This is a genomic window from Prevotella aurantiaca, assembly GCF_015262605.1.
Classification (GTDB): Bacteria; Bacteroidota; Bacteroidia; order Bacteroidales; family Bacteroidaceae; genus Prevotella; species Prevotella aurantiaca.
Genome location: NZ_JABZSJ010000034.1, coordinates 1 through 20,385, shown reverse-complemented (window position 1 = coordinate 20,385; position 20,385 = coordinate 1). Strand labels below are relative to the sequence as shown.

The following is a 20,385-nucleotide window of genomic DNA, read 5'->3' as shown; positions in this document are numbered from 1 at the left end:
ATTTAATGATTTTTATTGTTTAGAGTACAACTCAACGATTAACTGCTCTTTAATGTTCTCTGGAATATCTGCACGATCTGGCTGATGAAGAAACTTACCACTCTTGCTGTTTTCGTCCCATTCAATCCAAGGATACTTGCTATGATTGAAACCAGCCAAAGCTGCTTCAATAATTTCAAGAGATTTAGCTCTTTCACGAACACCTACGATATCGCCAGCTTTTACTGCGTAAGAAGCAATATTTACAACTTTACCATTTACAACAATATGCTTGTGACTAACCAACTGACGAGCAGCTGCACGGGTAGGTGCAAGACCAAGACGATAAACTACGTTGTCGAGACGACTCTCAAGACTCTGCAAAAGAACCTCACCTGTAATACCACTTGCCTTAGCTGCATGATCAAACAGATTGCGGAATTGACGCTCCAAAACACCATATGTATATTTAGCCTTTTGCTTTTCTGCCAACTGAGCACCATACTCAGAAACCTTACGACGACGATTATTACCGTGTTGACCTGGAGGGAAATTTCTCTTAGCTAACACTTTATCTGCGCCGAAGATTGGCTCACCAAAGCGGCGTGCGATTCTAGATTTTGGACCTATGTATCTTGCCATAATTAAATTTGATTCTTTAAATTGTTAAAAAGATGTGATTATACACGACGACGTTTTGGAGGACGGCAACCATTGTGTGGTAATGGAGTTACATCGACAATCTCTGTAACTTGAATACCTACTGTATTGACAGCGCGGATAGCACTTTCACGACCATTACCTGGACCTTTAACATACGCCTTTACTTTGCGCAGACCGAGGTCGAAAGCTACTTTAGCACAATCTTCTGCTGCCATCTGTGCAGCATAAGGTGTATTCTTTTTTGAACCACGGAATCCCATCTTACCAGCTGAAGACCATGAAATAACTTGACCTTCATTGTTTGCCAAAGATACAATAATATTATTAAATGAACTATGTACGTGGAGCTGACCTAATGCATCAACTCTTACGTTTCTTTTCTTAGATGTTGCTGATTTTTTTGCCATAATTTTCTTTTAGTATAAAAGTTTTAAGTATTTAAGTTAAACCCATAAAATGAGCAAAACTTTTAACTCTCAACTAAATTTTACTTAGTAGCCTTCTTCTTATTAGCAACAGTCTTCTTCTTTCCCTTACGAGTGCGAGCATTATTTTTAGTACTCTGACCGCGAACAGGAAGACCATTACGATGTCTAACTCCACGATAGCAACCTATGTCCATGAGGCGCTTAATGTTCATTTGGATCTCTGAACGAAGATCACCTTCAACTTTGAATTCAGCACCGATAATTTCACGGATTTTAGCAGCTTGGTCATCAGACCACTCGCTAACCTTGAGGTCGCGGTTGATACCTGCTTTATCCAATATCTTTGCTGAACTACTTCGACCTATACCATAAATATAAGTCAATGCGATTTCGCCACGCTTTTCTTGGGGCAAATCTACTCCAACAATTCTTATTGCCATTGATTTTAATAAATTAAAATTTTGTTTACGATAAACTTTGCAAAGTTACTCATTATATATTAAGCAACAATAAGTTTATGCTTTTTTAACATTAACCCTGACGCAATTTAAACTTAGGGTTTTTCTTATTAATAACGAACAGACGACCTTTACGACGAACTATCTTACAATCAGCTGTACGTTTCTTTAATGATGCTCTTGTCTTCATTTTTATTATTTTATTATTTGTATCTGAAAACTATTCTGCCTTTTGTCAAGTCGTATGGACTCATCTCAACCTTCACCTTGTCTCCAGGGAGAATTTTGATATAATGCATTCTCATCTTGCCAGAAATATGTGCTGTAATATCAACACCATTTTCTAACTCTACACGGAACATAGCATTAGAAAGAGCTTCTAAAATAGTTCCATCTTGTTCGATAGCGGTTTGTTTTGCCATAATTAAAAAACTTGTCTAGATTATGTTATACTGCTTCATATGAAAATAAAATAATTATCACCGCTGAACTTGTATGTAAATACGATGAAAATGAGGTGGTCAATTATTTGTGGGATTACTCAACAATATAATTGACCAACCATATTTGTATTTTATCTTCTTTCTAAAGAAATATTTTCCACTTTCTAAGAAAAAGATTTAATATGCTGCAACAGTTCCATTGCCTCTAGTATGACCAGAGTTCAAAAGGCCATCATAGTGACGCATCATCAAGTGAGATTCTATTTGCTGTAAGGTATCAATTACCACACCAACTAGAATCAATAATGAAGTTCCACCAAAGAACTGACCAAATGAATCTTGCACATTCAGTAAGCCTGCCAAAGCTGGCATAATTGCAATAAAAGCAATGAAAATAGAGCCAGGACCTGTAAGTCGAGTCATTACAGTATCAATATAATCTGCAGTATTTTTGCCAGGCTTAACTCCAGGAATAAAACCATTATTTCGTTTCATGTCCTCAGCCATTTGAGTAGGATTAAGAGTAATCGCAGTATAGAAGTAAGTAAATGCTACAATTAAAATAACATAGATTACATTATACAACAAACTCTTTGTATCCATCAAAGATTGAAGTACAGGACTAGCGCTATCAGTAGAGTACTGAACAATGGCCAATGGAATGAACATTAAAGCTTGTGCAAAAATAATAGGCATAACGTTAGCGGCAAATAACTTCAGAGGTATATATTGACGCGCACCGCCATATTGTTTATTCCCAACAACTTTTTTAGCATACTGTACTGGTATCTTACGCGTTCCCTGTGTAAGGAGAATAGCTGCACACATAACCAAGTAAAGAATGATTATCTCAGCAATAAACATCACAAGACCACCACTAGTAATTGCCGTAAAACGGCTAGTAACTTCTTGGAAAAAAGCTTGTGGAAGACGTGCGATGATACCAACCATAATGATGATAGAGATACCATTGCCTACTCCTTTATCAGTAATGCGCTCACCGAGCCACAAGATAAACATAGACCCAGCAGCCAAGATTATTGAGGCAGATACCATGAAGACAGTCCAACTCACACCTGATGCTAAAGCACCGGTAGCCTGAGTCTTCAAGTTAATCAAATACGCAGGGGCCTGGAAAAATAAAATAAATATTGTTAACAGACGTGTGTACCAATTAATCTTTTTATGTCCACTCTCACCTTCACGCTGCATCTTTTGGAAATATGGCACTGCCACAGCTAAGAGCTGCATTACGATTGAAGCTGAAATATAAGGCATAATTCCTAAAGCAAAAATTGATGCTTTAGAGAATGCACCACCAGAGAACATATCCAACAATGACATAAGACCGCCAGCTGTTTGTGACTGAAGTTGTTCTAACAATTTTGGATTAACTCCAGGAAGTACAATAAAAGAGCCAAAACGGTAAATGGCTGTGAACAAGATGGTCACGAGGAGTCGCTTACGCAAATCCTCGATTTTCCAACAGTTCTTCAGTGTCTCAATAAACTTTTTCATTTACTTAGATTATAGTTGTGTTACCACCTACTGCCTTGATTGCTTCTTCAGCAGTCTTTGAGAAGGCATTTGCTTCAACATCTACCTTCGTCTTTAATTCTCCATTACCAAGAATCTTGACAAGTTCCTTACCATTTGTCAAACCAGCTTCTACCAATTCAGTTAATCCGATCTTAGTAAGATTCTTTTTTTCAACAAGTTCTTGAAGAGTAGATAAGTTTACAGCAAAGTATACCTTATGGTTAATATTCTTGAAACCACCCTTTGGAACACGGCGCTGAAGAGGCATCTGACCACCTTCAAAACCAATCTTTCTCTTATAACCAGAACGAGATTTTGCACCCTTATGACCACGGGTAGACGTACCGCCTAGTCCAGATCCTGTACCACGACCAATACGACGACGAGAGTGGGTTGAGCCCGCTGCTGGTTTCAAATTATTTAATTTCATACCTTATTGTCTTTAAAGGATTTATTAATCAATTACTGATACCAAATGATGTACCTTCTTAATCATTCCACGAATGCTTGGAGTATCTTCTACTTCTACAACTTGCGAAATTTTACGAAGTCCAAGAGCCAATAATGTGGCCTTTTGGTCTTTAGGAGCGTTAATACGGCTCTTAATTTGCTTAACTTTTATTGTTGCCATTATTTTACCTCCTGTAATTAACCGTTAAAAACTTTGTCCATACTGATACCACGTTCGCCTGCAACAGTATAAGCATCTCGCATTTGAGCAAGAGCAGCTATAGTAGCCTTTACAAGGTTATGAGGGTTTGATGAGCCCTTAGACTTTGCAATCACATCAGTAATACCAGCACTTTCTAATACAGCACGCATAGCACCACCGGCCTTCAAACCAGTACCGGCTGCAGCTGGTTTAAGAAGTACATGCGCACCACTAAAACGAGTTTCAACTTCATGAGGAACTGTACCTTTAAGAACAGAAACTTTTACAAGGTTCTTCTTAGCGGCATCTGTACCCTTTTGGATAGCAGCAGTTACTTCTCCAGCCTTACCAAGTCCCCATCCGATTACACCTTTACCATCACCTACAACGACGATAGCCGCAAATGTGAAAGTACGTCCACCCTTAGTTACCTTGGTCACACGGTTGATTGCAACCAAACGGTCCTTTAGTTCTACGTCACTATTTACTTTAACTTTATTCATTGCCATAATCGTTTAGAATTTAAGTCCTCCTTCACGTGCGCCATCTGCCAAAGCTTGTACGCGTCCATGATAAAGATAGCCATTACGGTCAAATACTACTTGTTGAATGCCAGCTGCTGTTGCTTTTTGAGCAACAAGTTCGCCAACTTTCTTAGCTTGTTCTATCTTAGCCATTTTCTCAAGACCAGCAGAAGAAGCTGCAGCAAGTGTTGTACCTGTTAAATCATTAATAACTTGTGCATAAATTTGCTTATTACTGCGGTAAACGCTCAAACGTGGGCGTTCTGCAGTTCCGTTCACACTCTTACGAATGTGGAACTTTATCTTTAGTCTTCTTTGTTCTTTCTTTGTTGTCATAATCGTAATGAATTATTAAAGTTACTTAGCTGCAGCTGATTTACCAGACTTTCTGCGAATAACCTCTCCTTTGAACAATATACCCTTACCTTTATATGGTTCAGGTTTACGGAAAGAACGAATCTTAGCACAAATAAGACCTAACAGTTGCTTGTCAGCTGATTCAAGAATAATAATTGGATTTTGATTACGTTCACTTTTGGTTTCTACTTTTACTTCTTTTGGTAGTTGTAAGAAAATTGGGTGAGTATAACCAAGTGTAAATTCTACCAAGTTACCCTGATTAGATACACGATAACCAACACCAACCAACTCAAGTGTCTTTGTATAGCCTTCACTAACTCCGACAACCATATTATTTACGAGTGAACGATAAAGTCCATGGTAAGCTTGCTTCTGTTTGTAGTTTTCGATATGATTCTCATCAACTTCGAAAATAATTTGAGCTTCTTCGATATTTACCTTAATAGAAGGATGAACATACTGAGATAATTCGCCCTTAGGTCCTTTTACTGTAACAACATCATCCTTTTGTGAGATTGTAACTCCAGTAGGAATACTAATTGGTAATTTTCCAATTCTAGACATTTCAAATCCTCCAATTAATAAATGTAGCAAAGAACTTCTCCACCGATTTTCTCAGCAGCAGCTTCTTTGTTAGTCATTACACCTTTAGACGTAGAAATAATTGCAATTCCAAGTCCATTAATAACTCTCGGCATGTCTTTGTAGCCAGTATACTGGCGAAGACCTGGTGAAGAAACGCGCTTCAAGCTTTTGATTGCGTTTTGTTTTGTGACTGGGTCGTACTTTAATGCGACCTTAATAGTTCCTTGTGGGCCATCTTCTATGAACTTATAGTTCAAGATATAACCCTTCTCGAAGAGAATCTTAGTAATAGATTTCTTCAAGTTAGACGCAGGAACTTCAACAACACGGTGATGAGCCATGATTGCGTTTCTGAGTCTTGTCAGATAATCTGCTATTGGATCTGTCATAAATATAAAGTTTAATTAATCGGGACTTCCCCGACAATATTAAAAAAATCCTTTATTGCTCCTACGCCATGAACATCTCATATGTTCATGACGTAAGAAATTAGGTTTACCAGCTAGCTTTCTTTACTCCAGGAATCAACCCTTGAGATGCCATCTCACGGAATTGTATACGAGAAATACCGAAGTGACGAATATATCCCTTAGGTCGTCCAGTAATCTTGCAACGATTATGCAAGCGTATGGGATTAGCATTCTTAGGAATATCTTGCAACTTACGAGCAGCCTCGTAAGCTTCAGCTGGATCTTCAGTAGTAGCGATAATCTTCTTCAAAGCTGCACGCTTCTCAGCATAACGAGCCACTAACTTCGCACGCTTAACCTCGCGAGCTTTCATTGATTCTTTTGCCATATTTCTTAATCGTTTTTAGCGTTCTTGAATGGAAGTCCAAAAGCCTTAAGGAGTGCATAACCTTCTTCGTCAGTTTGTGCTGATGTAACGAAAGTTATATTCAAACCTTGAATTCGGTCCACTTGATCAATGTTTATCTCTGGGAAGATAATCTGTTCGGTAATACCTAATGTGTAATTACCACGACCATCAAACTTGCTTTCAATACCTTTGAAGTCGCGGATACGTGGCAATGAAACGCGAACAAGTTTTTCTAAAAACTCGTACATACGTTCACGGCGTAATGTTACCATAACACCAATAGGCATTTTCTTACGAAGTTTAAAGTTAGCAATATCTTTCCTTGAATAAGTTGCTACTGCTTTTTGTCCTGTAATAGATGTTATCTCATTAATTGCAACTTCAATAATCTTTTTGTCTTGAGTTGCATCACCCAAACCTTGGTTGATAACAATTTTTTTCAAAACAGGAATCTGCATTGCAGAAGTGTAATTGAATTGCTTCTGTAGAGCTGGAGCAATTTGCTCTTTATACTCTTTTTTTAATGCTGCTGTATTCATTACTTAATTACCTCCCCTGACTTTTTAGCGATACGCTTAACTGTCTTACCTTCACGTTCAATTTTAATACGTGTTGGTTTACCGCTTTTTGGATCGATAAGACTAACATTTGAGATATGAATAGGTGCCTCCTGCTTTATAATACCACCCTGTGGATTTGCAGCAGATGGCTTTGTGCTCTTTGAAACCATATTGATTCCTTCAACCAGTACGCGTTCTTTGTCAACGAGAACTTTGAGCACCTTACCACTTCTGCCCTTGTCTGAGCCAGCAAGGACGACAACTTGGTCGTCTTTCTTTATATGGAATTTTGCCATTTTACTTTTCGTTTTATTAATTAAAGAACCTCAGGTGCCAAAGAAACAACTTTCATATTGACTGCACGAAGCTCACGAGCTACAGGACCGAAGATACGGCTACCACGAAGTTCGCCAGCGTTGTTTAGCAATACACAAGCATTATCATCGAAACGAATGTATGAACCATCAGCACGACGAATTTCTTTCTTTGTGCGTACTATCAAAGCTTTTGACACTGCACCTTTCTTAATATCACTAGATGGGATGACGTTCTGCACTGCAACTACGATAACGTCACCAACACTTGCATAACGACGGCGAGTTCCGCCAAGTACACGAATACATTTAGCTTCACGTGCACCGCTGTTATCACATACTGTAAGTTTTGATTCTGACTGTATCATAATTACTTAGCTTTTTCTACTATTTGAACTAATCTCCATCTTTTTGTTCTACTCAAAGGACGAGTTTCCATGATCATTACTGTATCACCAATATTGGCCTCGTTCTTTTCATCATGAACATGGTATTTTTTTGTCTTCTGAACAAATTTACCATATATAGGGTGCTTTTCTTTGAACTTCGCAGCAATAACTATGGTTTTATCCATTTTGTTGCTCGTTACGACACCCTGTCTTACTTTTCTTAAATTTCTTGTTTCCATCTGGACCATTGTTATTTGTTGAGTTCTCTGTGACGAAGTTCAGTTTTCATACGTGCAATATCACGACGAGCTGTCTTAATCTGTGATGGATTCTCAAGAGGAGTGATCTGATGGTTCAGCTTCATTTTATCAAGAGCTGTTTCAGCAGTCTCTATCTTTTCTACCAATTCCTTGGTATCAAGTTGTTTAACTTCTTTAATCTTCATCTTTTAAGCGTTTTTATCGTAATCACGTCTAACAACAAACTTTGTCTTCACAGGAAGCTTCTGAGCCGCAAGGCGAAGAGCCTCTTTAGCAATATCAAAGCTTACACCTTCTACTTCAAAGAGGATACGACCTGGAGTAACAGGTGCAACCCATCCAGCAGGATCACCTTTACCCTTACCCATACGCACGTCAGCAGGCTTGCGTGTGATAGGTTTATCAGGGAAAATTCTAATCCAGACTTGACCTTGACGGTTCATATAGCGGTTTACTGCTATACGAGCAGCCTCAATCTGTCGGCTGTCAATCCACTTTGGTTCAAGAGTCTTGATACCAAAGGAACCGAAAGCTAATTGTGTACCTCTGTGAGCGTTTCCTTTATTACCGCGCCCATCTTGAGGTCTTCTATATTTTACTCTTTTTGGCTGTAACATGATAGCTTGTACTTTTAACGGTTATTGTTTCTTCTACGATTACCACGTCCAGAGCGTGCACCACCATTATTTGTGCGTCCACTGGTCTTTTCCTGAGTAAAGTTTTGTGTTAAATCTACCTTGTTATAAATTTCACCACGGCAAATCCATACCTTAATACCCAAGAGACCTACTTTTGTAAGAGCCTCTGTCTGACAATAATCGATATCTGCACGGAATGTATGAAGAGGTGTACGACCTTCTTTAAACATTTCCTTACGGGCCATTTCGGCACCATTCAGACGACCTGTAATTTGAACTTTGATACCTTCTGCACCAGCACGCATTGTATTAGCAACAGCCATCTTGATAGCACGACGATATGCTACCTTGCCTTCAACTTGACGGGCAATATTAGTACCGACAATATTTGCGTCGAGTTCAGGTTTCTTAACCTCAAAGATATTAATTTGAATTTCTTTCTTGAAAAGATTCTTCAATTCTTCTTTGAGTTTATCAACGTCCTGACCACCTTTACCAATAACTATACCTGGACGGGCTGTGCAAATAGTGATGGTAACGAGTTTCAATGTACGCTCGATTACAATGCGTGAAACGCTTGCTTTTTCGAGACGCTTGTTCAAGTAAGTACGGATTTTCTTATCCTCCAAGAGGTTATCTCCGAAATCCTTACCACCGAACCAATTTGACTCCCAACCGCGTATAATACCTAAACGATTGCTTATTGGATTAACTTTCTGTCCCATTCTACTATTTATTTATCATTGTTAGCATCAACCTTTGAATCTACAAAAAGGGTGACATGATTAGAACGTTTGCGAATTCTGTAGCCGCGACCCTGTGGTGCAGGACGCATACGCTTCATTGTAACACCTTCATCAACGAAGATCTTAGAGATATAAAGTTCACCGTCTTCAGCTTTGCGGTCATTCTTTGTTTCCCAGTTAGCAATAGCTGAGCGCAAAAGTTTTTCAACATTCTGAGCTGCTGCCTTCTTAGAGAACCTTAGTACGCCTAAGGCACGATTTACTTCCATTCCACGAACCATGTCTACAACATAGCGCATTTTACGTGGAGAAGAAGGGCAGTCCTTGAGCTTTGCAAAATACTGGCTTTTGAGGGCTTGTTTACGCTCCTCGGCCTTTATATGTTTTCTTGCTCCCATTATATTTATCTTTTCTAAGGGTTATGACCTGTTACTTTCTATTACCAGAGTGACCACCAAAACGGCGTGTAGGGCTGAACTCTCCAAGCTTGTGACCTACCATATTCTCGGTAATGTAAACAGGGATAAATTTATTTCCGTTATGAACTGCAACAGTGTGACCCACAAAATCAGGGGAAATCATTGATGCTCTGGCCCATGTCTTTACTACATTCTGCTTACCACTCTCATTCATAGCAAGAATCTTCTTCTCGAGTGATACGTTGATGTATGGACCTTTTTTTAATGAACGACTCATAATTTACTCTTAATTACTTTGTTTACTTCTTGTTAGCTCTTTCAATAATATACTTGTTTGAAAGCTTCTTAGGTGCACGAGTCTTGAGACCCTTAGCATATAAGCCCTTGCGTGAACGTGGGTGACCACCAGACTGACGTCCTTCACCACCACCCATTGGGTGATCAACAGGGTTCATAACAACACCTCGGTTGTGTGGACGGCGTCCCAACCAGCGTGAACGTCCAGCCTTACCAGACTGTTCAAGTGCGTGATCAGAATTACCAACACTACCGATAGTAGCTTTACAAGCTGAAAGAATCTGACGTGTTTCGCCAGAAGGGAGCTTAATAACACAATAACTGCCTTCACGAGAAGTAAGCTGAGCAAAGTTACCAGCCGAACGAACGAGCAATGCACCCTGTCCTGGACGTAATTCAATATTATGAATTACAGTACCGACAGGAATATTTGCAAGTGGAAGAGTGTTACCAACTTCAGGTGCTGCCTCAGCACCTGACATCAGTTGTGCACCAACCTGCAGTCCGTTAGGAGCAATAATGTAACGTTTTTCACCATCAGCATAGTACAACAAGGCAATACGAGCAGATCTATTTGGATCATACTCGATTGTCCTAACTACAGCTGGAACACCATCTTTCTCACGTTTGAAGTCGATAAAACGAAACTTTCTTTTATGACCTCCACCCATATAGCGAACGGTCATCTTACCAGTGTTGTTTCGCCCACCAGTAGAACGCTTACCGTAAACGAGAGACTTCTCTGGCACGGATGCAGTAATATCCTCGAACGTGCCAATAACCTTGTGTCTTTGTCCCGGTGTAACCGGTTTTAATTTACGTACTGCCATTTTTTATTTTAAATATTGCTGTAAAAATCAATTTCCTCGCCTGCCTTAATTGTTACGATCGCTTTCTTGAATGCGTTCTTTTGGCCTTTCACAAGTCCTGCTTTTGTATAGCGTGATTGACGCTTACCAGCGTAGCGAACTGTATTTACATCAAGAACTGTAACATTGTACAGGCTTTCAATTTCCTTCTTAATCTCAAGCTTATTTGCCTCAGGCTTAACGATGAAGCCATATTTTGGCTGTGCAGGCTTAACATAAGAATAAACTGTCTTTTCCTTCTTTAAACCTTCAGGATGACGCTTGTTCTTAACAACATAGCTACGAACTTCAGCTGTTGCATTATGTGTTTTAGCTGACTTCTCGTTTGCTACTCTAATTGTCTTGTCAACAGAAGATTTTTCTGTAACAGTGTTCATCTTTTCAGTGACCACTGGCTTAATGATAAATCCCATAATTCTTACTGTCTCCTACTCTTTACTTGGTTAAGATTTCGTCAATTGTTTTCAAAGAGTTCTCGGTAACAACAAGCACATCAGCATTCAAAATACCATAAGTATTTACCTGAGCTGCAGTTGTAACTTGAGTCTTCTTCAAATTACGAGCTGACAAATATACATTATTTTGAGCTTCTGGCAAAACCAAAAGGACTTTCTTGCTATCAACTTTAAGATTTTTAGCAATATTTATAAATTCCTTTGTCTTTGGAGCATCAAAATTGAAATCTTCAACAACTATAATAGATGATTCTTGAGCCTTATAAGCTAATGCTGATTTACGAGCAAGAACCTTTACTTTTTTGTTGAGTTTGAAGCTATAGTCGCGAGGTGTAGGACCAAATACACGACCACCACCAACGAGTACAGGTGAGTTAATATCACCACGACGTGCACCGCCACCACCCTTTTGGCGACCTAATTTACGTGTTGAACCTTTATGTTCACTTCTTTCCTTTGATTTAGCAGTTCCTTGACGTTGATCTGCAAGATATTGCTTTACATCAAGATAAAGTACGTGATCGTTTGGCTCAATTCCGAAGATATTCTCGTTAAGAGTAACCTTACGGCCGGTCTCCTGACCTTTGATATCTAATACGTTAATATCCATTACTTATTAATTATAAGGGTTGAACCATTGCATCCAGCTACACTACCTTTAACAAGTAAGATATTGTGTTCTGGAATTACTTTTAACACTTGAAGGTTTTGAGTTGTGATTCTATCACCACCCATTTGGCCGCCCATTCGCATACCTTTAAATACTTTTGCAGGGTATGAACAAGCACCAATAGATCCTGGTTTACGAGCGCGGTCGTCCTGACCATGAGTTGTTTGACCTACACCACCGAATCCATGACGCTTAACAACGCCTTGGAAACCTTTACCTTTTGATGTGCCAACAACGTCAACAAACTTTGCGTCGTTGAATAATTCAACTGTAATGGTATCACCGAGGTTGTATTCCTCATCAAACTTGAACTCGGCCAAGTGCTTCTTTGGTGTTGTGCCGGCTTTCTTAAAGTGTCCCTGCTGTGGCTTAGAAGTTCTTTTCTCCTTAGCTTCGCCGAAACCTAACTGAACAGCCTTGTAACCATCTTTTTCGATTGTTTTAACTTGGGTTACAACACAAGGACCAGCTTCGATAACAGTGCATGGTACATTCTTACCATCGGCACTGAAAACGGATGTCATTCCGATTTTCTTTCCTAATAATCCTGGCATTTCAATTAATTTTTAAAAATTAAATTCTTTATTTTTCGTAACTTGTAATTACACTTTAATTTCAACTTCAACTCCTGAAGGCAACTCAAGTTTCATCAATGCGTCAACAGTTTTTGGTGTTGAACTATAGATGTCAATAAGACGCTTGAAATCTGAGAGTTGGAATTGCTCACGTGACTTCTTATTAACGAAAGTTGAGCGGTTTACTGTGTAAATACGCTTATGTGTTGGCAATGGAATAGGACCACTAACGATAGCGCCAGTAGCCTTTACAGCCTTCACAATCTTCTCTGCAGACTTATCAACCAACTGGTGGTCATAAGACTTTAGTTTAATACGAATTTTCTGACTCATATTATTTTGAATTTATAAATTTATACTAAACTTAGGTTACACCCTCATAAGAGTCATTCGCTATGAGAGTGTTCCTAAGTAATTTTCTTATTTAAGTAGATCTGCGTTTCCGTTCAACTCTTCAAGGATTTCCTTTGCGAGGCTGTTAGAAACTGGAGAGTGGTGATCGTACTCCATTGATGAAGTCGCGCGACCAGAAGTAATAGTACGCAAAGCTGTTACATAACCGAACATTTCTGACAATGGTACCATAGCTTTTACAACACGTGCACCGCTGCGAGCTTCTTCCATACCTTGAACGAGTCCACGACGCTTATTTAAGTCACCGATAACGTCACCCATGTTTTCTTCAGGAGTAACAACTTCAACCTTCATGATAGGCTCCATCAATACAGGACCTGCCTGTGGACAAAGCTTCTTGAAAGCTTGATGCGCTACAAGCTCGAATGACAACTGATCAGAGTCTACTGGGTGGAAAGAACCATCAGTCAAAGTAACCTTCAAACCTGTGATTGGGAAACCACCAAGAACACCATTACTTAAGCAATCTTTGAAACCTTTTTCTACAGAAGGAATAAATTCCTTAGGTACGTTACCACCTTTCACAACATTGATGAACTGCAAATCGCCTTCCTTATAATCTTCGTCCTTTGGTTCGATTGTAACGTCTATACAAGCAAACTTACCACGACCACCAGACTGCTTCTTGTATGTCTCGCGACTTTGAGCTGCCTTTGTGATTGCTTCTTTGTAGTTAACCTGTGGTTTACCTTGGTTACATTCTACTTTGAACTCACGCTTCAAACGGTCGATAATTATATCGAGGTGAAGCTCACCCATACCAGAGATAATGGTCTGACCGCTCTGTTCGTCTGTACGTACAGTAAATGTTGGGTCTTCTTCCGCCAACTTCTGCAAACCAGTATCAAGCTTAGCTATATCTGCCTGACTCTTAGGTTCAACAGCGATAGAAATTACAGTATCAGGGAATGTCATTGATTCGAGTACAATAGGATGTGCTTCATCACAAAGAGTATCACCTGTACGGATATCTTTGAATCCAACACCTGCACCGATATCGCCTGCATCAATTGATTCCATTGGAATTTCCTTATTAGAGTTCATTTGGAACAAGCGACTGATACGTTCTTTCTTACCAGAACGTGGGTTGTAAACATAAGAACCAGCAACAACCTTACCAGAGTAAACTCGGAAGAATACCAAACGTCCCATAAATGGGTCGGTAGCAATCTTAAATGCGAGAGCTGCAGTAGGTTCATTGATACCTGCCTTACGTTCTTCTTCCTCTTCAGTGTCAGGGTTTATACCCATTGTAACAACTGTATCAAGTGGAGAAGGCAAGAATGCACAAACATAGTCGAGCAATGTCTGAACACCCTTATTCTTATATGATGAACCGCACAACATTGGGCAGCAATCCATTGAGATACAACCCTTACGGATTGCACCCATCAACTTATCTTCTGGTACATCTTGACCTTCAAGATAAAGTTCCATAACTTCATCGTCATAGTTAGCTGCACCTTCAATAAGTTTTTCGCGCCATTCATTAGCTTCATCTACCAAATCAGCAGGGATGTCCTCGACATCATATTTAGCACCCATTGTTTCATCGTGCCAAAGGATAGCCTTCATTTTAATAAGGTCTACAACACCCTTGAAGTTTTCTTCTGCGCCGATTGGAATTTGAATAGCGATAGGGTTAGCACCTAATATATCTCTCATTTGGCGTACTGTTTCAAAGAAGTCAGCACCAGAACGGTCCATTTTATTAACATAACCAACACGTGGCACATTATACTTATCAGCCTGACGCCATACAGTTTCAGACTGTGGCTGAACACCATCAGCAGCTGAATAAGTTGCAACAGCACCATCAAGTACACGGAGCGAACGCTCTACTTCTGCAGTAAAGTCAACGTGTCCCGGAGTATCAATCAAATTAATTTTGTATGACTTACCTTCGTAGTTCCAGTTACAAGTTGTTGCGGCTGAAGTAATGGTAATACCACGCTCCTGCTCTTGTGCCATCCAGTCCATTGTTGCAGCACCATCGTGTACTTCACCAATTTTGTGGGTTTTACCTGTATAGAACAAAATACGTTCTGATGTTGTTGTTTTACCGGCATCAATGTGAGCCATAATACCGATATTGCGTGTCAAATGTAAATCGTGACTTGCCATTTTTCTTTAATATCCTTTTTAGTTATCGTTTAGAATCTGAAGTGAGCAAATGCACGGTTAGCTTCTGCCATGCGGTGCATATCTTCTTTACGCTTGAAAGCACCACCCTGATTGTTGAATGCATCCATGATTTCAGCAGCGAGTTTGTCTGCCATACTCTTACCACCACGCTTGCGAGCAAACGCGATCATATTCTTCATAGAAACACTTTCCTTACGATCTGGGCGAATTTCTGTTGGAACCTGGAATGTTGCACCACCGATACGACGGCTCTTTACTTCCACTTGTGGAGTAATATTATCAAGTGCTTGTTTCCAAACTTCCAATGCAGACTTTTCCTTATCGCTGTTCTTTTCGTTTACGATATCAAGAGCTGCATAGAAAATTTCGTATGATGTATTCTTCTTACCATCATACATAAGGTGATTTACAAACTTTGAGACCTTCTGATCGTTAAACTTAGGATCTGGCAAGATCACTCGTTTCTTTGGTTTTGCTTTTCTCATTTTTATTTAAAAATTTAGTAATTCTGCGGAGGCTGTCGTTTTTTCGTTCTTCAACGTTCACTCTTGAACATTTACTCAACCTGTTATAAACAAATCTCCAGCAAAACTTATATTTTTTGTTAATGCCTTTGGCTTACCAACCATCACCGACTGTTAAACCAAAAGACTTTATCCTACAAAGTTTCTTTCCCTTAAATAAGGAAAGAAACCCGAGAGATTTTTACTTCTTAGCTGCCTTTGGACGTTTAGCGCCATATTTTGAACGACGCTGTGTACGACTTGCAACTCCAGCAGTATCAAGTGTACCACGAACAATGTGATAACGTACACCAGGTAAGTCCTTTACACGACCACCACGAACAAGTACGATACTGTGTTCCTGCAAGTTGTGCCCTTCTCCAGGAATATAAGAGTTAACTTCTTTTTGGTTCGTCAAACGAACACGGGCAACTTTACGCATTGCCGAATTAGGCTTCTTAGGTGTTGTTGTGTAGACACGTACGCAAACTCCACGACGCTGTGGACAGTTATCCAAAGCTGGAGATTTACTTTTTTCTACAATCACCTTTCTACCTTTTTTTACCAATTGTGAAATAGTAGGCATAATTGTACTTTTTTATTTATATTTATTTTGTTTATTATCAATATCTTAGACCTCTAATCGCCCATATAATAATGTATAAATGACGCATAAAGGTATTTCGAGGTGCAAAGGTACAAACTTTCTTGAAAAAACAACTCATTATCATAGAGGTAATAAACAGTGATGTTCTTTATTTAACATTATATAACTATAATAACAACACATTAACTTTTAAAATTCTCAATCTAACAATAAATTTAGGCTATTTGCTCAAAAATAAAAATACTTAGACAAAGATAAGCGGAAATATTTAACAGAATTATACCGCTTTTGATATTATGTCTTTCGTTTGACTGTTAAGTTACATATAGCTTTTAACTATAGATCTACGGCATATCAACAAAAAGAACAGAATTAAGAAAGTACACACTCTAAGTATTTGCCTTGTAACAGATTTCCGCCTTTATTCTACAAAATTTATGGTTATAAATATTTAATTCTTTGTATATCAACACTATAAAGATTATATATTATTTCAAGCAACCTATTTTTAAGTATCTATTTACTTTCCCAATATATTATTAAGACAGCTCAATATGAAGCAAACATCAAAGTTATTAAAAAAAGAAATGAAATACTGCACAGATGAAGGAGTAAATTCTGATAAACTTGAAAGGAGTTATATTCAGCAAAAAATCACTTTTAACATTTATAATTGAATTCAGTATAAAAAATGACTGAAAAGTTGCAGCAGTGGAATCTATTTTTTGTAACTTTGTTTATGAATTCCTATCAAATAGAGGGACTTCTTTAAGTGAAAACATTTCTTTTTAATTGAAAATAGAAAGTATGAATAAAATAAGTATTATTCTGCTTGGCGGACTGCTGTTGTACGTTTGGGTGGGCATATTATGGGCTTTTAAAAGCCTTTGCTTAGACAAGATTAAGAGTGGGGTTTTGAAATATTCATTAGGAATGATGTTTGTTTATGTAATATTGTTCTTGCTTTATGTTGCTGCGGAACAATATTTACCTCTAAAAACTTTTATAGTCAACTGGTATTTTCAACGCGCACCTGGTGGAATCGTCTTGATTTTATTCCCTGCCTTTTATTCTATCTTCCTCATAGGGAAAGGCTACTTTCAAGAAGGAGGTGAGAAAGCTCCATTTAAGTGGAAATTAAAGATGATAGCGTCTGTTTTCCTAAATGCTTTTATAGCACTATTCAGTCTGGTGTTCTTTTCTTTCCTCTTACGGGGCAATAGTTTTGCTGATTTAGTAACAACAACCCAAGAGGCAGCACAAGAAATCAGTTGGGGTTTGATGCTTGCTTTCGTGGCTTTTTGGGGTCTTATCCTGATTATTATTTGGTTCAATCATAAAAAGAGCCTTCAAAAATCTAAGCATAAAAAGAAAAAATAAGGCAGTTAAAACTATCATCAGTTCGGTATAAATCACTATAAAATACGCAAGAATGAGAATTCCTTTTATAGAAGTATTTGTTTCATGAGAATTTTATTATTATTATCTATCAAATTTATAATTACAAAATTATTTTTTATTATTATAAATTTTTATTTTGTAATTATAAATTTTCTGCTCGCTGTATCTAACTCATGTTTAATGATTTACAGGTGCTAAAATTTTAAAATATTCACTCCTTGTTACGTAGTCTTTCAGCTTTATAGGCAACAAGTGATGGGCCCAATCTTTTGCTATATTTCGGATAAAAAGAAGTTAGACATATTTACTAACTTCTTATCAACATTAAGAGCACTCTTTTAAAAAATCTTTTTACTTGTATCAGTCCTCTGATTGTAGACATTTATAATTAGTCTTCTTCCCTATCCCAATCAAAGTCATCTTCTTCAAAATCATCTTCCCAAAAGCCCTGTATCACTCTTTCACTATGACTTCCATCTTCTTTAGTTTCAAGCAAAACCCAATTCAAATCATCTTCTTCTGCTCGCGGATTACCTTCTTCTAAAAAGTCATAAAAGCGTGCAACTACACCCTTAGTGTAAATACGTAAGAACTTCTCTGCATCTTCTTGCGAGAAATTATTTTTAAACTTTTCGAATAGTTTATCCCAATCGCCATCATCATCTAAGTCATCTGCATAATCACAATTAGCATCTATGTCTCTCGATATTTTATGTAACTCTTTGGAGACTGTCATACGAGCAAATTGTGGTATATCTTCTGTTACTTCACTAAAGGCACTAGCTAAATTATTTTTAAACCCTGCTTCTTCCATTCTCTCAACAAGGTTTATAATTTCTTGTTGCTTTTCTTTATTGAGTTCAGATATTTCACGCAAATAAAAATCTTTAGAAGATTCGTTTAATACTTCGTTTTCTATTATTGTTTTTAACTGCTCCAATATTTCCATGACTTTCTTCTTGTCTTTTTAAATTTATATTAATATTCACGAAGAATGATGATTATACTTTACAAAGGTAGCTTTTTATATTGTGAAAAAACAAAGAAAATATTTGAAACTTATTAATAAGCAAAATTAAATTCCAAGTATTATCCATTTACAACTTATCCTCTCATATCATCATACTAGACTTAAAAATTGACTTGTATTGAAGACTGGTGATGACACAGAAAAAGAAAAAAGATAGCCAATTAAATATTAGAAAATATACTTAAAGTAAAAAGACTTTTCGTTAAATCTTGAGTCAGAAGCATCATACAAAAAATTATCGCAATTATCCATATTTAATATGGATAATTGCGATATTAAAACAATATCGTTTTTTCCTTTATGCGTCGTTCTTTATAGGACCAAAAGGTGTTGCAGTTCTTGGTTGCTCATTAGGCATTTGGATTTTTCCAAACTCTTGTTCGTAGCGAAGAATATTTTCTTGTAAAGCTGATAATAGACGTTTTGCATGTTCTGGAGCTATCACTACTCTACTTGCTACTGTTGGTTTCTGTACACCTGGCAACATGCTGATAAAATCGAGTACAAACTCTGAACTTGAGTGTGAGATAATTTGGAAGTTTGTATAAATTCCTTTTGCTACTTCAGGACTCAAGTCTATCTGAAGCTGCTGTCCTTGTTGGTTTTGATTGTTGTCCATGTTTTATATTTCAATTATTTATTTATAGATTGCAGAGTATAAAACAACTCTGAAGTATGCAAAGATAGCATTTTTCAAACAATTCTCCAAGAAACACACTTATTTTATCATACAGTAACAAATGTTGTGATTTTTCATTGTTAAGTCAATTTTATTTGTTACTCTTTTGTATTAATAATCCATCTTTTATTTATGAAGAGAACGAAACTACCCTTATTTGGAAATTTCACTCTTCCAATGATATCTCCATCTTCAATATTAGAGGTTTTAAATTTATAATCATATCATTTTTTGCGTGGGTAGCAACTAAATAATACCGTCCACCAATACTATTTATTTCTGGCTCAATAGTTACTCATATTAAGTTTGAAAGGAACATATTATTATAATACTAATATCTAATATTAAAAGAACAACACAAAATATTCGGTAAAAACTATTCGATGCACTTTTAAATTCATATTTTAGCAATAGAAAAGAGAATATTAACAAGGTTATGCTTGTCAAGTAATACAATAAATATTGAAGAATTGTTGGACGATAGATTTCAGCATCTCCCTTCTCAACAAACTCTTCAATGTCAAACCATGCACCTTGCATAATGCCCAAAAATGCAAGAATAATAAGAGGACTTACTATTGATAAGATTTTAAACAAAACTCCTTTCAGCTTCTTTGCGCTTTTGATTGAGGGAACTTCTTCTATCATTACATACTTATTTTTCTTTCTTTGCAAAGATAGTTTTTCTATCCGAAAGAAAAAAAAATACAAAACAATAAATTAAGGAAAGTTTGAGTAATTAAAATAGAGTAATCTCTATCATTTTATTTTTGTAATAGGTACTATAAAGATATTACTTTTCTCAAATACGATGTTTAAAAAAATAGATATACATACTTTTGTTAAACAGCAGCAGATATAAACCAATGAGAAGTTGGCACTCTCTAATAAGTTTACTACAATAAAAACAAAAATGAGGGTGTGTCAAAATTGATACATCCTCTTTTTATTCTTCCTTTACCTT

General features: G+C 37.4%; 33 protein-coding genes and 1 pseudogene. 1 reads left to right on the top strand and 33 read right to left on the bottom strand.

The window, feature by feature from the left end; genetic code table 11:
• Window positions 1-12: 12 nt before the first annotated feature.
• From rpsD to rpsL, 30 genes and pseudogenes are all read right to left on the bottom strand, one after another.
• Window positions 13-621, bottom strand: coding sequence for a 30S ribosomal protein S4 (gene rpsD / locus HXN26_RS07120; RefSeq protein WP_025000461.1), 609 nt, complete (start codon window positions 619-621; stop codon window positions 13-15).
• Between the two features lie 38 nt (window positions 622-659).
• Window positions 660-1,049: a 30S ribosomal protein S11 gene (rpsK, locus tag HXN26_RS07115; RefSeq protein ID WP_025000460.1), complete on the bottom strand. Its 390-nt coding sequence runs from the start codon at window positions 1,047-1,049 to the stop codon at window positions 660-662.
• A gap of 80 nt (window positions 1,050-1,129) precedes the next feature.
• A complete protein-coding gene (gene rpsM / locus HXN26_RS07110) occupies window positions 1,130-1,510 on the bottom strand; it encodes a 30S ribosomal protein S13 (protein ID WP_025000459.1) in 381 nt (126 codons plus the stop codon).
• Between the two features lie 91 nt (window positions 1,511-1,601).
• Complete coding sequence (gene rpmJ / locus HXN26_RS07105; protein WP_004335771.1) at window positions 1,602-1,718, bottom strand: 50S ribosomal protein L36; 117 nt, start codon at window positions 1,716-1,718, stop codon at window positions 1,602-1,604.
• A 13-nt stretch (window positions 1,719-1,731) separates the two neighbouring features.
• Complete coding sequence (gene infA, locus HXN26_RS07100) at window positions 1,732-1,950, bottom strand: translation initiation factor IF-1 (RefSeq protein WP_004352768.1); 219 nt, start codon at window positions 1,948-1,950, stop codon at window positions 1,732-1,734.
• A 198-nt stretch (window positions 1,951-2,148) separates the two neighbouring features.
• The gene (gene secY, locus HXN26_RS07095) at window positions 2,149-3,489 is read right to left on the bottom strand and encodes a preprotein translocase subunit SecY (protein ID WP_025000458.1); all 1,341 of its coding nucleotides are present in this window, start codon (window positions 3,487-3,489) and stop codon (window positions 2,149-2,151) included.
• 4 nt (window positions 3,490-3,493) lie between these two features.
• Window positions 3,494-3,940, bottom strand: a complete 447-nt coding sequence (gene rplO, locus HXN26_RS07090; RefSeq protein WP_273159964.1) for a 50S ribosomal protein L15 — start codon at window positions 3,938-3,940, stop codon at window positions 3,494-3,496.
• A 24-nt stretch (window positions 3,941-3,964) separates the two neighbouring features.
• Window positions 3,965-4,141 (bottom strand): 50S ribosomal protein L30, encoded by a 177-nt coding sequence (gene rpmD, locus HXN26_RS07085; RefSeq protein ID WP_025000456.1) that lies wholly within the window; start codon window positions 4,139-4,141, stop codon window positions 3,965-3,967.
• A gap of 17 nt (window positions 4,142-4,158) precedes the next feature.
• Window positions 4,159-4,671, bottom strand: a complete 513-nt coding sequence (gene rpsE, locus HXN26_RS07080; RefSeq protein ID WP_025000455.1) for a 30S ribosomal protein S5 — start codon at window positions 4,669-4,671, stop codon at window positions 4,159-4,161.
• A gap of 6 nt (window positions 4,672-4,677) precedes the next feature.
• Entirely contained in the window at window positions 4,678-5,022 is a 345-nt protein-coding gene (gene rplR / locus HXN26_RS07075; protein WP_025000454.1) for a 50S ribosomal protein L18, read from the bottom strand.
• A gap of 21 nt (window positions 5,023-5,043) precedes the next feature.
• Window positions 5,044-5,610 (bottom strand): 50S ribosomal protein L6, encoded by a 567-nt coding sequence (gene rplF, locus HXN26_RS07070; protein ID WP_025000453.1) that lies wholly within the window; start codon window positions 5,608-5,610, stop codon window positions 5,044-5,046.
• A gap of 14 nt (window positions 5,611-5,624) precedes the next feature.
• Window positions 5,625-6,020, bottom strand: a complete 396-nt coding sequence (rpsH, locus tag HXN26_RS07065; protein WP_025000452.1) for a 30S ribosomal protein S8 — start codon at window positions 6,018-6,020, stop codon at window positions 5,625-5,627.
• A gap of 106 nt (window positions 6,021-6,126) precedes the next feature.
• Window positions 6,127-6,429, bottom strand: coding sequence for a 30S ribosomal protein S14 (rpsN, locus tag HXN26_RS07060; protein WP_025000451.1), 303 nt, complete (start codon window positions 6,427-6,429; stop codon window positions 6,127-6,129).
• A 5-nt stretch (window positions 6,430-6,434) separates the two neighbouring features.
• On the bottom strand, window positions 6,435-6,989 hold the full coding sequence (rplE, locus tag HXN26_RS07055) for a 50S ribosomal protein L5 (protein ID WP_025000450.1): 555 nt from the start codon (window positions 6,987-6,989) through the stop codon (window positions 6,435-6,437).
• On the bottom strand, window positions 6,989-7,306 hold the full coding sequence (gene rplX / locus HXN26_RS07050) for a 50S ribosomal protein L24 (protein WP_273159953.1): 318 nt from the start codon (window positions 7,304-7,306) through the stop codon (window positions 6,989-6,991). Before rplX ends, rplE begins: the two co-directional genes overlap by 1 nt.
• Window positions 7,307-7,326: 20 nt before the next feature.
• Entirely contained in the window at window positions 7,327-7,692 is a 366-nt protein-coding gene (gene rplN, locus HXN26_RS07045) for a 50S ribosomal protein L14 (protein WP_014709544.1), read from the bottom strand.
• A 2-nt stretch (window positions 7,693-7,694) separates the two neighbouring features.
• On the bottom strand, window positions 7,695-7,961 hold the full coding sequence (rpsQ, locus tag HXN26_RS07040) for a 30S ribosomal protein S17 (protein WP_014709543.1): 267 nt from the start codon (window positions 7,959-7,961) through the stop codon (window positions 7,695-7,697).
• Between the two features lie 2 nt (window positions 7,962-7,963).
• On the bottom strand, window positions 7,964-8,158 hold the full coding sequence (rpmC, locus tag HXN26_RS07035) for a 50S ribosomal protein L29 (protein WP_025000448.1): 195 nt from the start codon (window positions 8,156-8,158) through the stop codon (window positions 7,964-7,966).
• 3 nt (window positions 8,159-8,161) lie between these two features.
• Complete coding sequence (gene rplP, locus HXN26_RS07030; protein ID WP_004357794.1) at window positions 8,162-8,590, bottom strand: 50S ribosomal protein L16; 429 nt, start codon at window positions 8,588-8,590, stop codon at window positions 8,162-8,164.
• 14 nt (window positions 8,591-8,604) lie between these two features.
• Window positions 8,605-9,336 carry a 30S ribosomal protein S3 gene (rpsC, locus tag HXN26_RS07025; RefSeq protein WP_025000447.1) on the bottom strand — a complete coding sequence of 244 codons (732 nt, stop codon included), beginning with the start codon at window positions 9,334-9,336 and terminating at the stop codon, window positions 8,605-8,607.
• 8 nt (window positions 9,337-9,344) lie between these two features.
• The gene (rplV, locus tag HXN26_RS07020) at window positions 9,345-9,755 is read right to left on the bottom strand and encodes a 50S ribosomal protein L22 (RefSeq protein WP_273159943.1); all 411 of its coding nucleotides are present in this window, start codon (window positions 9,753-9,755) and stop codon (window positions 9,345-9,347) included.
• 31 nt (window positions 9,756-9,786) lie between these two features.
• Window positions 9,787-10,053 carry a 30S ribosomal protein S19 gene (gene rpsS / locus HXN26_RS07015; protein ID WP_273159941.1) on the bottom strand — a complete coding sequence of 89 codons (267 nt, stop codon included), beginning with the start codon at window positions 10,051-10,053 and terminating at the stop codon, window positions 9,787-9,789.
• Between the two features lie 22 nt (window positions 10,054-10,075).
• Window positions 10,076-10,903, bottom strand: a complete 828-nt coding sequence (gene rplB / locus HXN26_RS07010) for a 50S ribosomal protein L2 (RefSeq protein ID WP_273159938.1) — start codon at window positions 10,901-10,903, stop codon at window positions 10,076-10,078.
• Window positions 10,904-10,911: 8 nt separating this feature from the next.
• Window positions 10,912-11,355: a 50S ribosomal protein L23 gene (gene rplW / locus HXN26_RS07005; protein WP_025000444.1), complete on the bottom strand. Its 444-nt coding sequence runs from the start codon at window positions 11,353-11,355 to the stop codon at window positions 10,912-10,914.
• A 22-nt stretch (window positions 11,356-11,377) separates the two neighbouring features.
• Complete coding sequence (rplD, locus tag HXN26_RS07000) at window positions 11,378-12,007, bottom strand: 50S ribosomal protein L4 (protein ID WP_025000443.1); 630 nt, start codon at window positions 12,005-12,007, stop codon at window positions 11,378-11,380.
• Window positions 12,007-12,621, bottom strand: a complete 615-nt coding sequence (rplC, locus tag HXN26_RS06995; protein ID WP_025000442.1) for a 50S ribosomal protein L3 — start codon at window positions 12,619-12,621, stop codon at window positions 12,007-12,009. The genes rplD and rplC overlap by 1 nt, the downstream gene beginning before the upstream one ends.
• A 48-nt stretch (window positions 12,622-12,669) precedes the next feature.
• Complete coding sequence (rpsJ, locus tag HXN26_RS06990; protein WP_004357736.1) at window positions 12,670-12,975, bottom strand: 30S ribosomal protein S10; 306 nt, start codon at window positions 12,973-12,975, stop codon at window positions 12,670-12,672.
• Window positions 12,976-13,062: 87 nt separating this feature from the next.
• Entirely contained in the window at window positions 13,063-15,180 is a 2,118-nt protein-coding gene (gene fusA, locus HXN26_RS06985) for an elongation factor G (RefSeq protein WP_273159906.1), read from the bottom strand.
• Between the two features lie 29 nt (window positions 15,181-15,209).
• A pseudogene (gene rpsG, locus HXN26_RS06980) lies at window positions 15,210-15,740 on the bottom strand (30S ribosomal protein S7).
• Between the two features lie 166 nt (window positions 15,741-15,906).
• Window positions 15,907-16,290 (bottom strand): 30S ribosomal protein S12, encoded by a 384-nt coding sequence (rpsL, locus tag HXN26_RS06975; RefSeq protein ID WP_025000440.1) that lies wholly within the window; start codon window positions 16,288-16,290, stop codon window positions 15,907-15,909.
• A gap of 828 nt (window positions 16,291-17,118) precedes the next feature.
• Between rpsL and HXN26_RS06970 the strand changes: the two genes are divergently transcribed.
• The gene (locus tag HXN26_RS06970; RefSeq protein ID WP_025000439.1) at window positions 17,119-17,691 is read left to right on the top strand and encodes a hypothetical protein; all 573 of its coding nucleotides are present in this window, start codon (window positions 17,119-17,121) and stop codon (window positions 17,689-17,691) included.
• Window positions 17,692-18,100: 409 nt separating this feature from the next.
• Here HXN26_RS06970 and HXN26_RS06965 read toward each other — a convergent pair whose 3' ends face one another.
• From HXN26_RS06965 to HXN26_RS06955, 3 genes are all read right to left on the bottom strand, one after another.
• The gene (locus tag HXN26_RS06965; protein WP_273159899.1) at window positions 18,101-18,661 is read right to left on the bottom strand and encodes a peroxidase; all 561 of its coding nucleotides are present in this window, start codon (window positions 18,659-18,661) and stop codon (window positions 18,101-18,103) included.
• 379 nt (window positions 18,662-19,040) lie between these two features.
• A complete protein-coding gene (locus HXN26_RS06960) occupies window positions 19,041-19,361 on the bottom strand; it encodes a DUF3467 domain-containing protein (protein WP_025000437.1) in 321 nt (106 codons plus the stop codon).
• A gap of 360 nt (window positions 19,362-19,721) precedes the next feature.
• The gene (locus tag HXN26_RS06955) at window positions 19,722-20,069 is read right to left on the bottom strand and encodes a hypothetical protein (protein WP_273159895.1); all 348 of its coding nucleotides are present in this window, start codon (window positions 20,067-20,069) and stop codon (window positions 19,722-19,724) included.
• Window positions 20,070-20,385: the final 316 nt, after the last annotated feature.

Coding starts and splice junctions, on each gene's coding strand:
- rpmD (WP_025000456.1), bottom strand. CDS start 4,141: ATGGCAACAATAAAAGTTAAGCAAATTAAGAGCCGTATTAACGCTCCT.
- rplR (WP_025000454.1), bottom strand. CDS start 5,022: ATGACAACAAAGAAAGAACAAAGAAGACTAAAGATAAAGTTCCACATT.
- rplP (WP_004357794.1), bottom strand. CDS start 8,590: ATGTTACAGCCAAAAAGAGTAAAATATAGAAGACCTCAAGATGGGCGC.
- rplF (WP_025000453.1), bottom strand. CDS start 5,610: ATGTCTAGAATTGGAAAATTACCAATTAGTATTCCTACTGGAGTTACA.
- rplX (WP_273159953.1), bottom strand. CDS start 7,306: ATGGCAAAATTCCATATAAAGAAAGACGACCAAGTTGTCGTCCTTGCT.
- rpsE (WP_025000455.1), bottom strand. CDS start 4,671: ATGGCAATGAATAAAGTTAAAGTAAATAGTGACGTAGAACTAAAGGAC.
- rpmC (WP_025000448.1), bottom strand. CDS start 8,158: ATGAAGATTAAAGAAGTTAAACAACTTGATACCAAGGAATTGGTAGAA.
- rpsQ (WP_014709543.1), bottom strand. CDS start 7,961: ATGGTCCAGATGGAAACAAGAAATTTAAGAAAAGTAAGACAGGGTGTC.
- rplN (WP_014709544.1), bottom strand. CDS start 7,692: ATGATACAGTCAGAATCAAAACTTACAGTATGTGATAACAGCGGTGCA.
- rplC (WP_025000442.1), bottom strand. CDS start 12,621: ATGCCAGGATTATTAGGAAAGAAAATCGGAATGACATCCGTTTTCAGT.
- secY (WP_025000458.1), bottom strand. CDS start 3,489: ATGAAAAAGTTTATTGAGACACTGAAGAACTGTTGGAAAATCGAGGAT.
- rplW (WP_025000444.1), bottom strand. CDS start 11,355: ATGGGATTTATCATTAAGCCAGTGGTCACTGAAAAGATGAACACTGTT.
- rpsJ (WP_004357736.1), bottom strand. CDS start 12,975: ATGAGTCAGAAAATTCGTATTAAACTAAAGTCTTATGACCACCAGTTG.
- HXN26_RS06960 (WP_025000437.1), bottom strand. CDS start 19,361: ATGGACAACAATCAAAACCAACAAGGACAGCAGCTTCAGATAGACTTG.
- rpsD (WP_025000461.1), bottom strand. CDS start 621: ATGGCAAGATACATAGGTCCAAAATCTAGAATCGCACGCCGCTTTGGT.
- rpsH (WP_025000452.1), bottom strand. CDS start 6,020: ATGACAGATCCAATAGCAGATTATCTGACAAGACTCAGAAACGCAATC.
- rpsL (WP_025000440.1), bottom strand. CDS start 16,290: ATGCCTACTATTTCACAATTGGTAAAAAAAGGTAGAAAGGTGATTGTA.
- rpsK (WP_025000460.1), bottom strand. CDS start 1,049: ATGGCAAAAAAATCAGCAACATCTAAGAAAAGAAACGTAAGAGTTGAT.
- rpsM (WP_025000459.1), bottom strand. CDS start 1,510: ATGGCAATAAGAATTGTTGGAGTAGATTTGCCCCAAGAAAAGCGTGGC.
- fusA (WP_273159906.1), bottom strand. CDS start 15,180: ATGGCAAGTCACGATTTACATTTGACACGCAATATCGGTATTATGGCT.
- rpsC (WP_025000447.1), bottom strand. CDS start 9,336: ATGGGACAGAAAGTTAATCCAATAAGCAATCGTTTAGGTATTATACGC.
- rplD (WP_025000443.1), bottom strand. CDS start 12,007: ATGGATATTAACGTATTAGATATCAAAGGTCAGGAGACCGGCCGTAAG.
- HXN26_RS06955 (WP_273159895.1), bottom strand. CDS start 20,069: ATGATAGAAGAAGTTCCCTCAATCAAAAGCGCAAAGAAGCTGAAAGGA.
- rplB (WP_273159938.1), bottom strand. CDS start 10,903: ATGGCAGTACGTAAATTAAAACCGGTTACACCGGGACAAAGACACAAG.
- HXN26_RS06965 (WP_273159899.1), bottom strand. CDS start 18,661: ATGGAAATATTGGAGCAGTTAAAAACAATAATAGAAAACGAAGTATTA.
- rplE (WP_025000450.1), bottom strand. CDS start 6,989: ATGAATACAGCAGCATTAAAAAAAGAGTATAAAGAGCAAATTGCTCCA.
- HXN26_RS06970 (WP_025000439.1), top strand. CDS start 17,119: ATGAATAAAATAAGTATTATTCTGCTTGGCGGACTGCTGTTGTACGTT.
- rpsS (WP_273159941.1), bottom strand. CDS start 10,053: ATGAGTCGTTCATTAAAAAAAGGTCCATACATCAACGTATCACTCGAG.
- infA (WP_004352768.1), bottom strand. CDS start 1,950: ATGGCAAAACAAACCGCTATCGAACAAGATGGAACTATTTTAGAAGCT.
- rpmJ (WP_004335771.1), bottom strand. CDS start 1,718: ATGAAGACAAGAGCATCATTAAAGAAACGTACAGCTGATTGTAAGATA.
- rpsN (WP_025000451.1), bottom strand. CDS start 6,429: ATGGCAAAAGAATCAATGAAAGCTCGCGAGGTTAAGCGTGCGAAGTTA.
- rplV (WP_273159943.1), bottom strand. CDS start 9,755: ATGGGAGCAAGAAAACATATAAAGGCCGAGGAGCGTAAACAAGCCCTC.
- rplO (WP_273159964.1), bottom strand. CDS start 3,940: ATGAAATTAAATAATTTGAAACCAGCAGCGGGCTCAACCCACTCTCGT.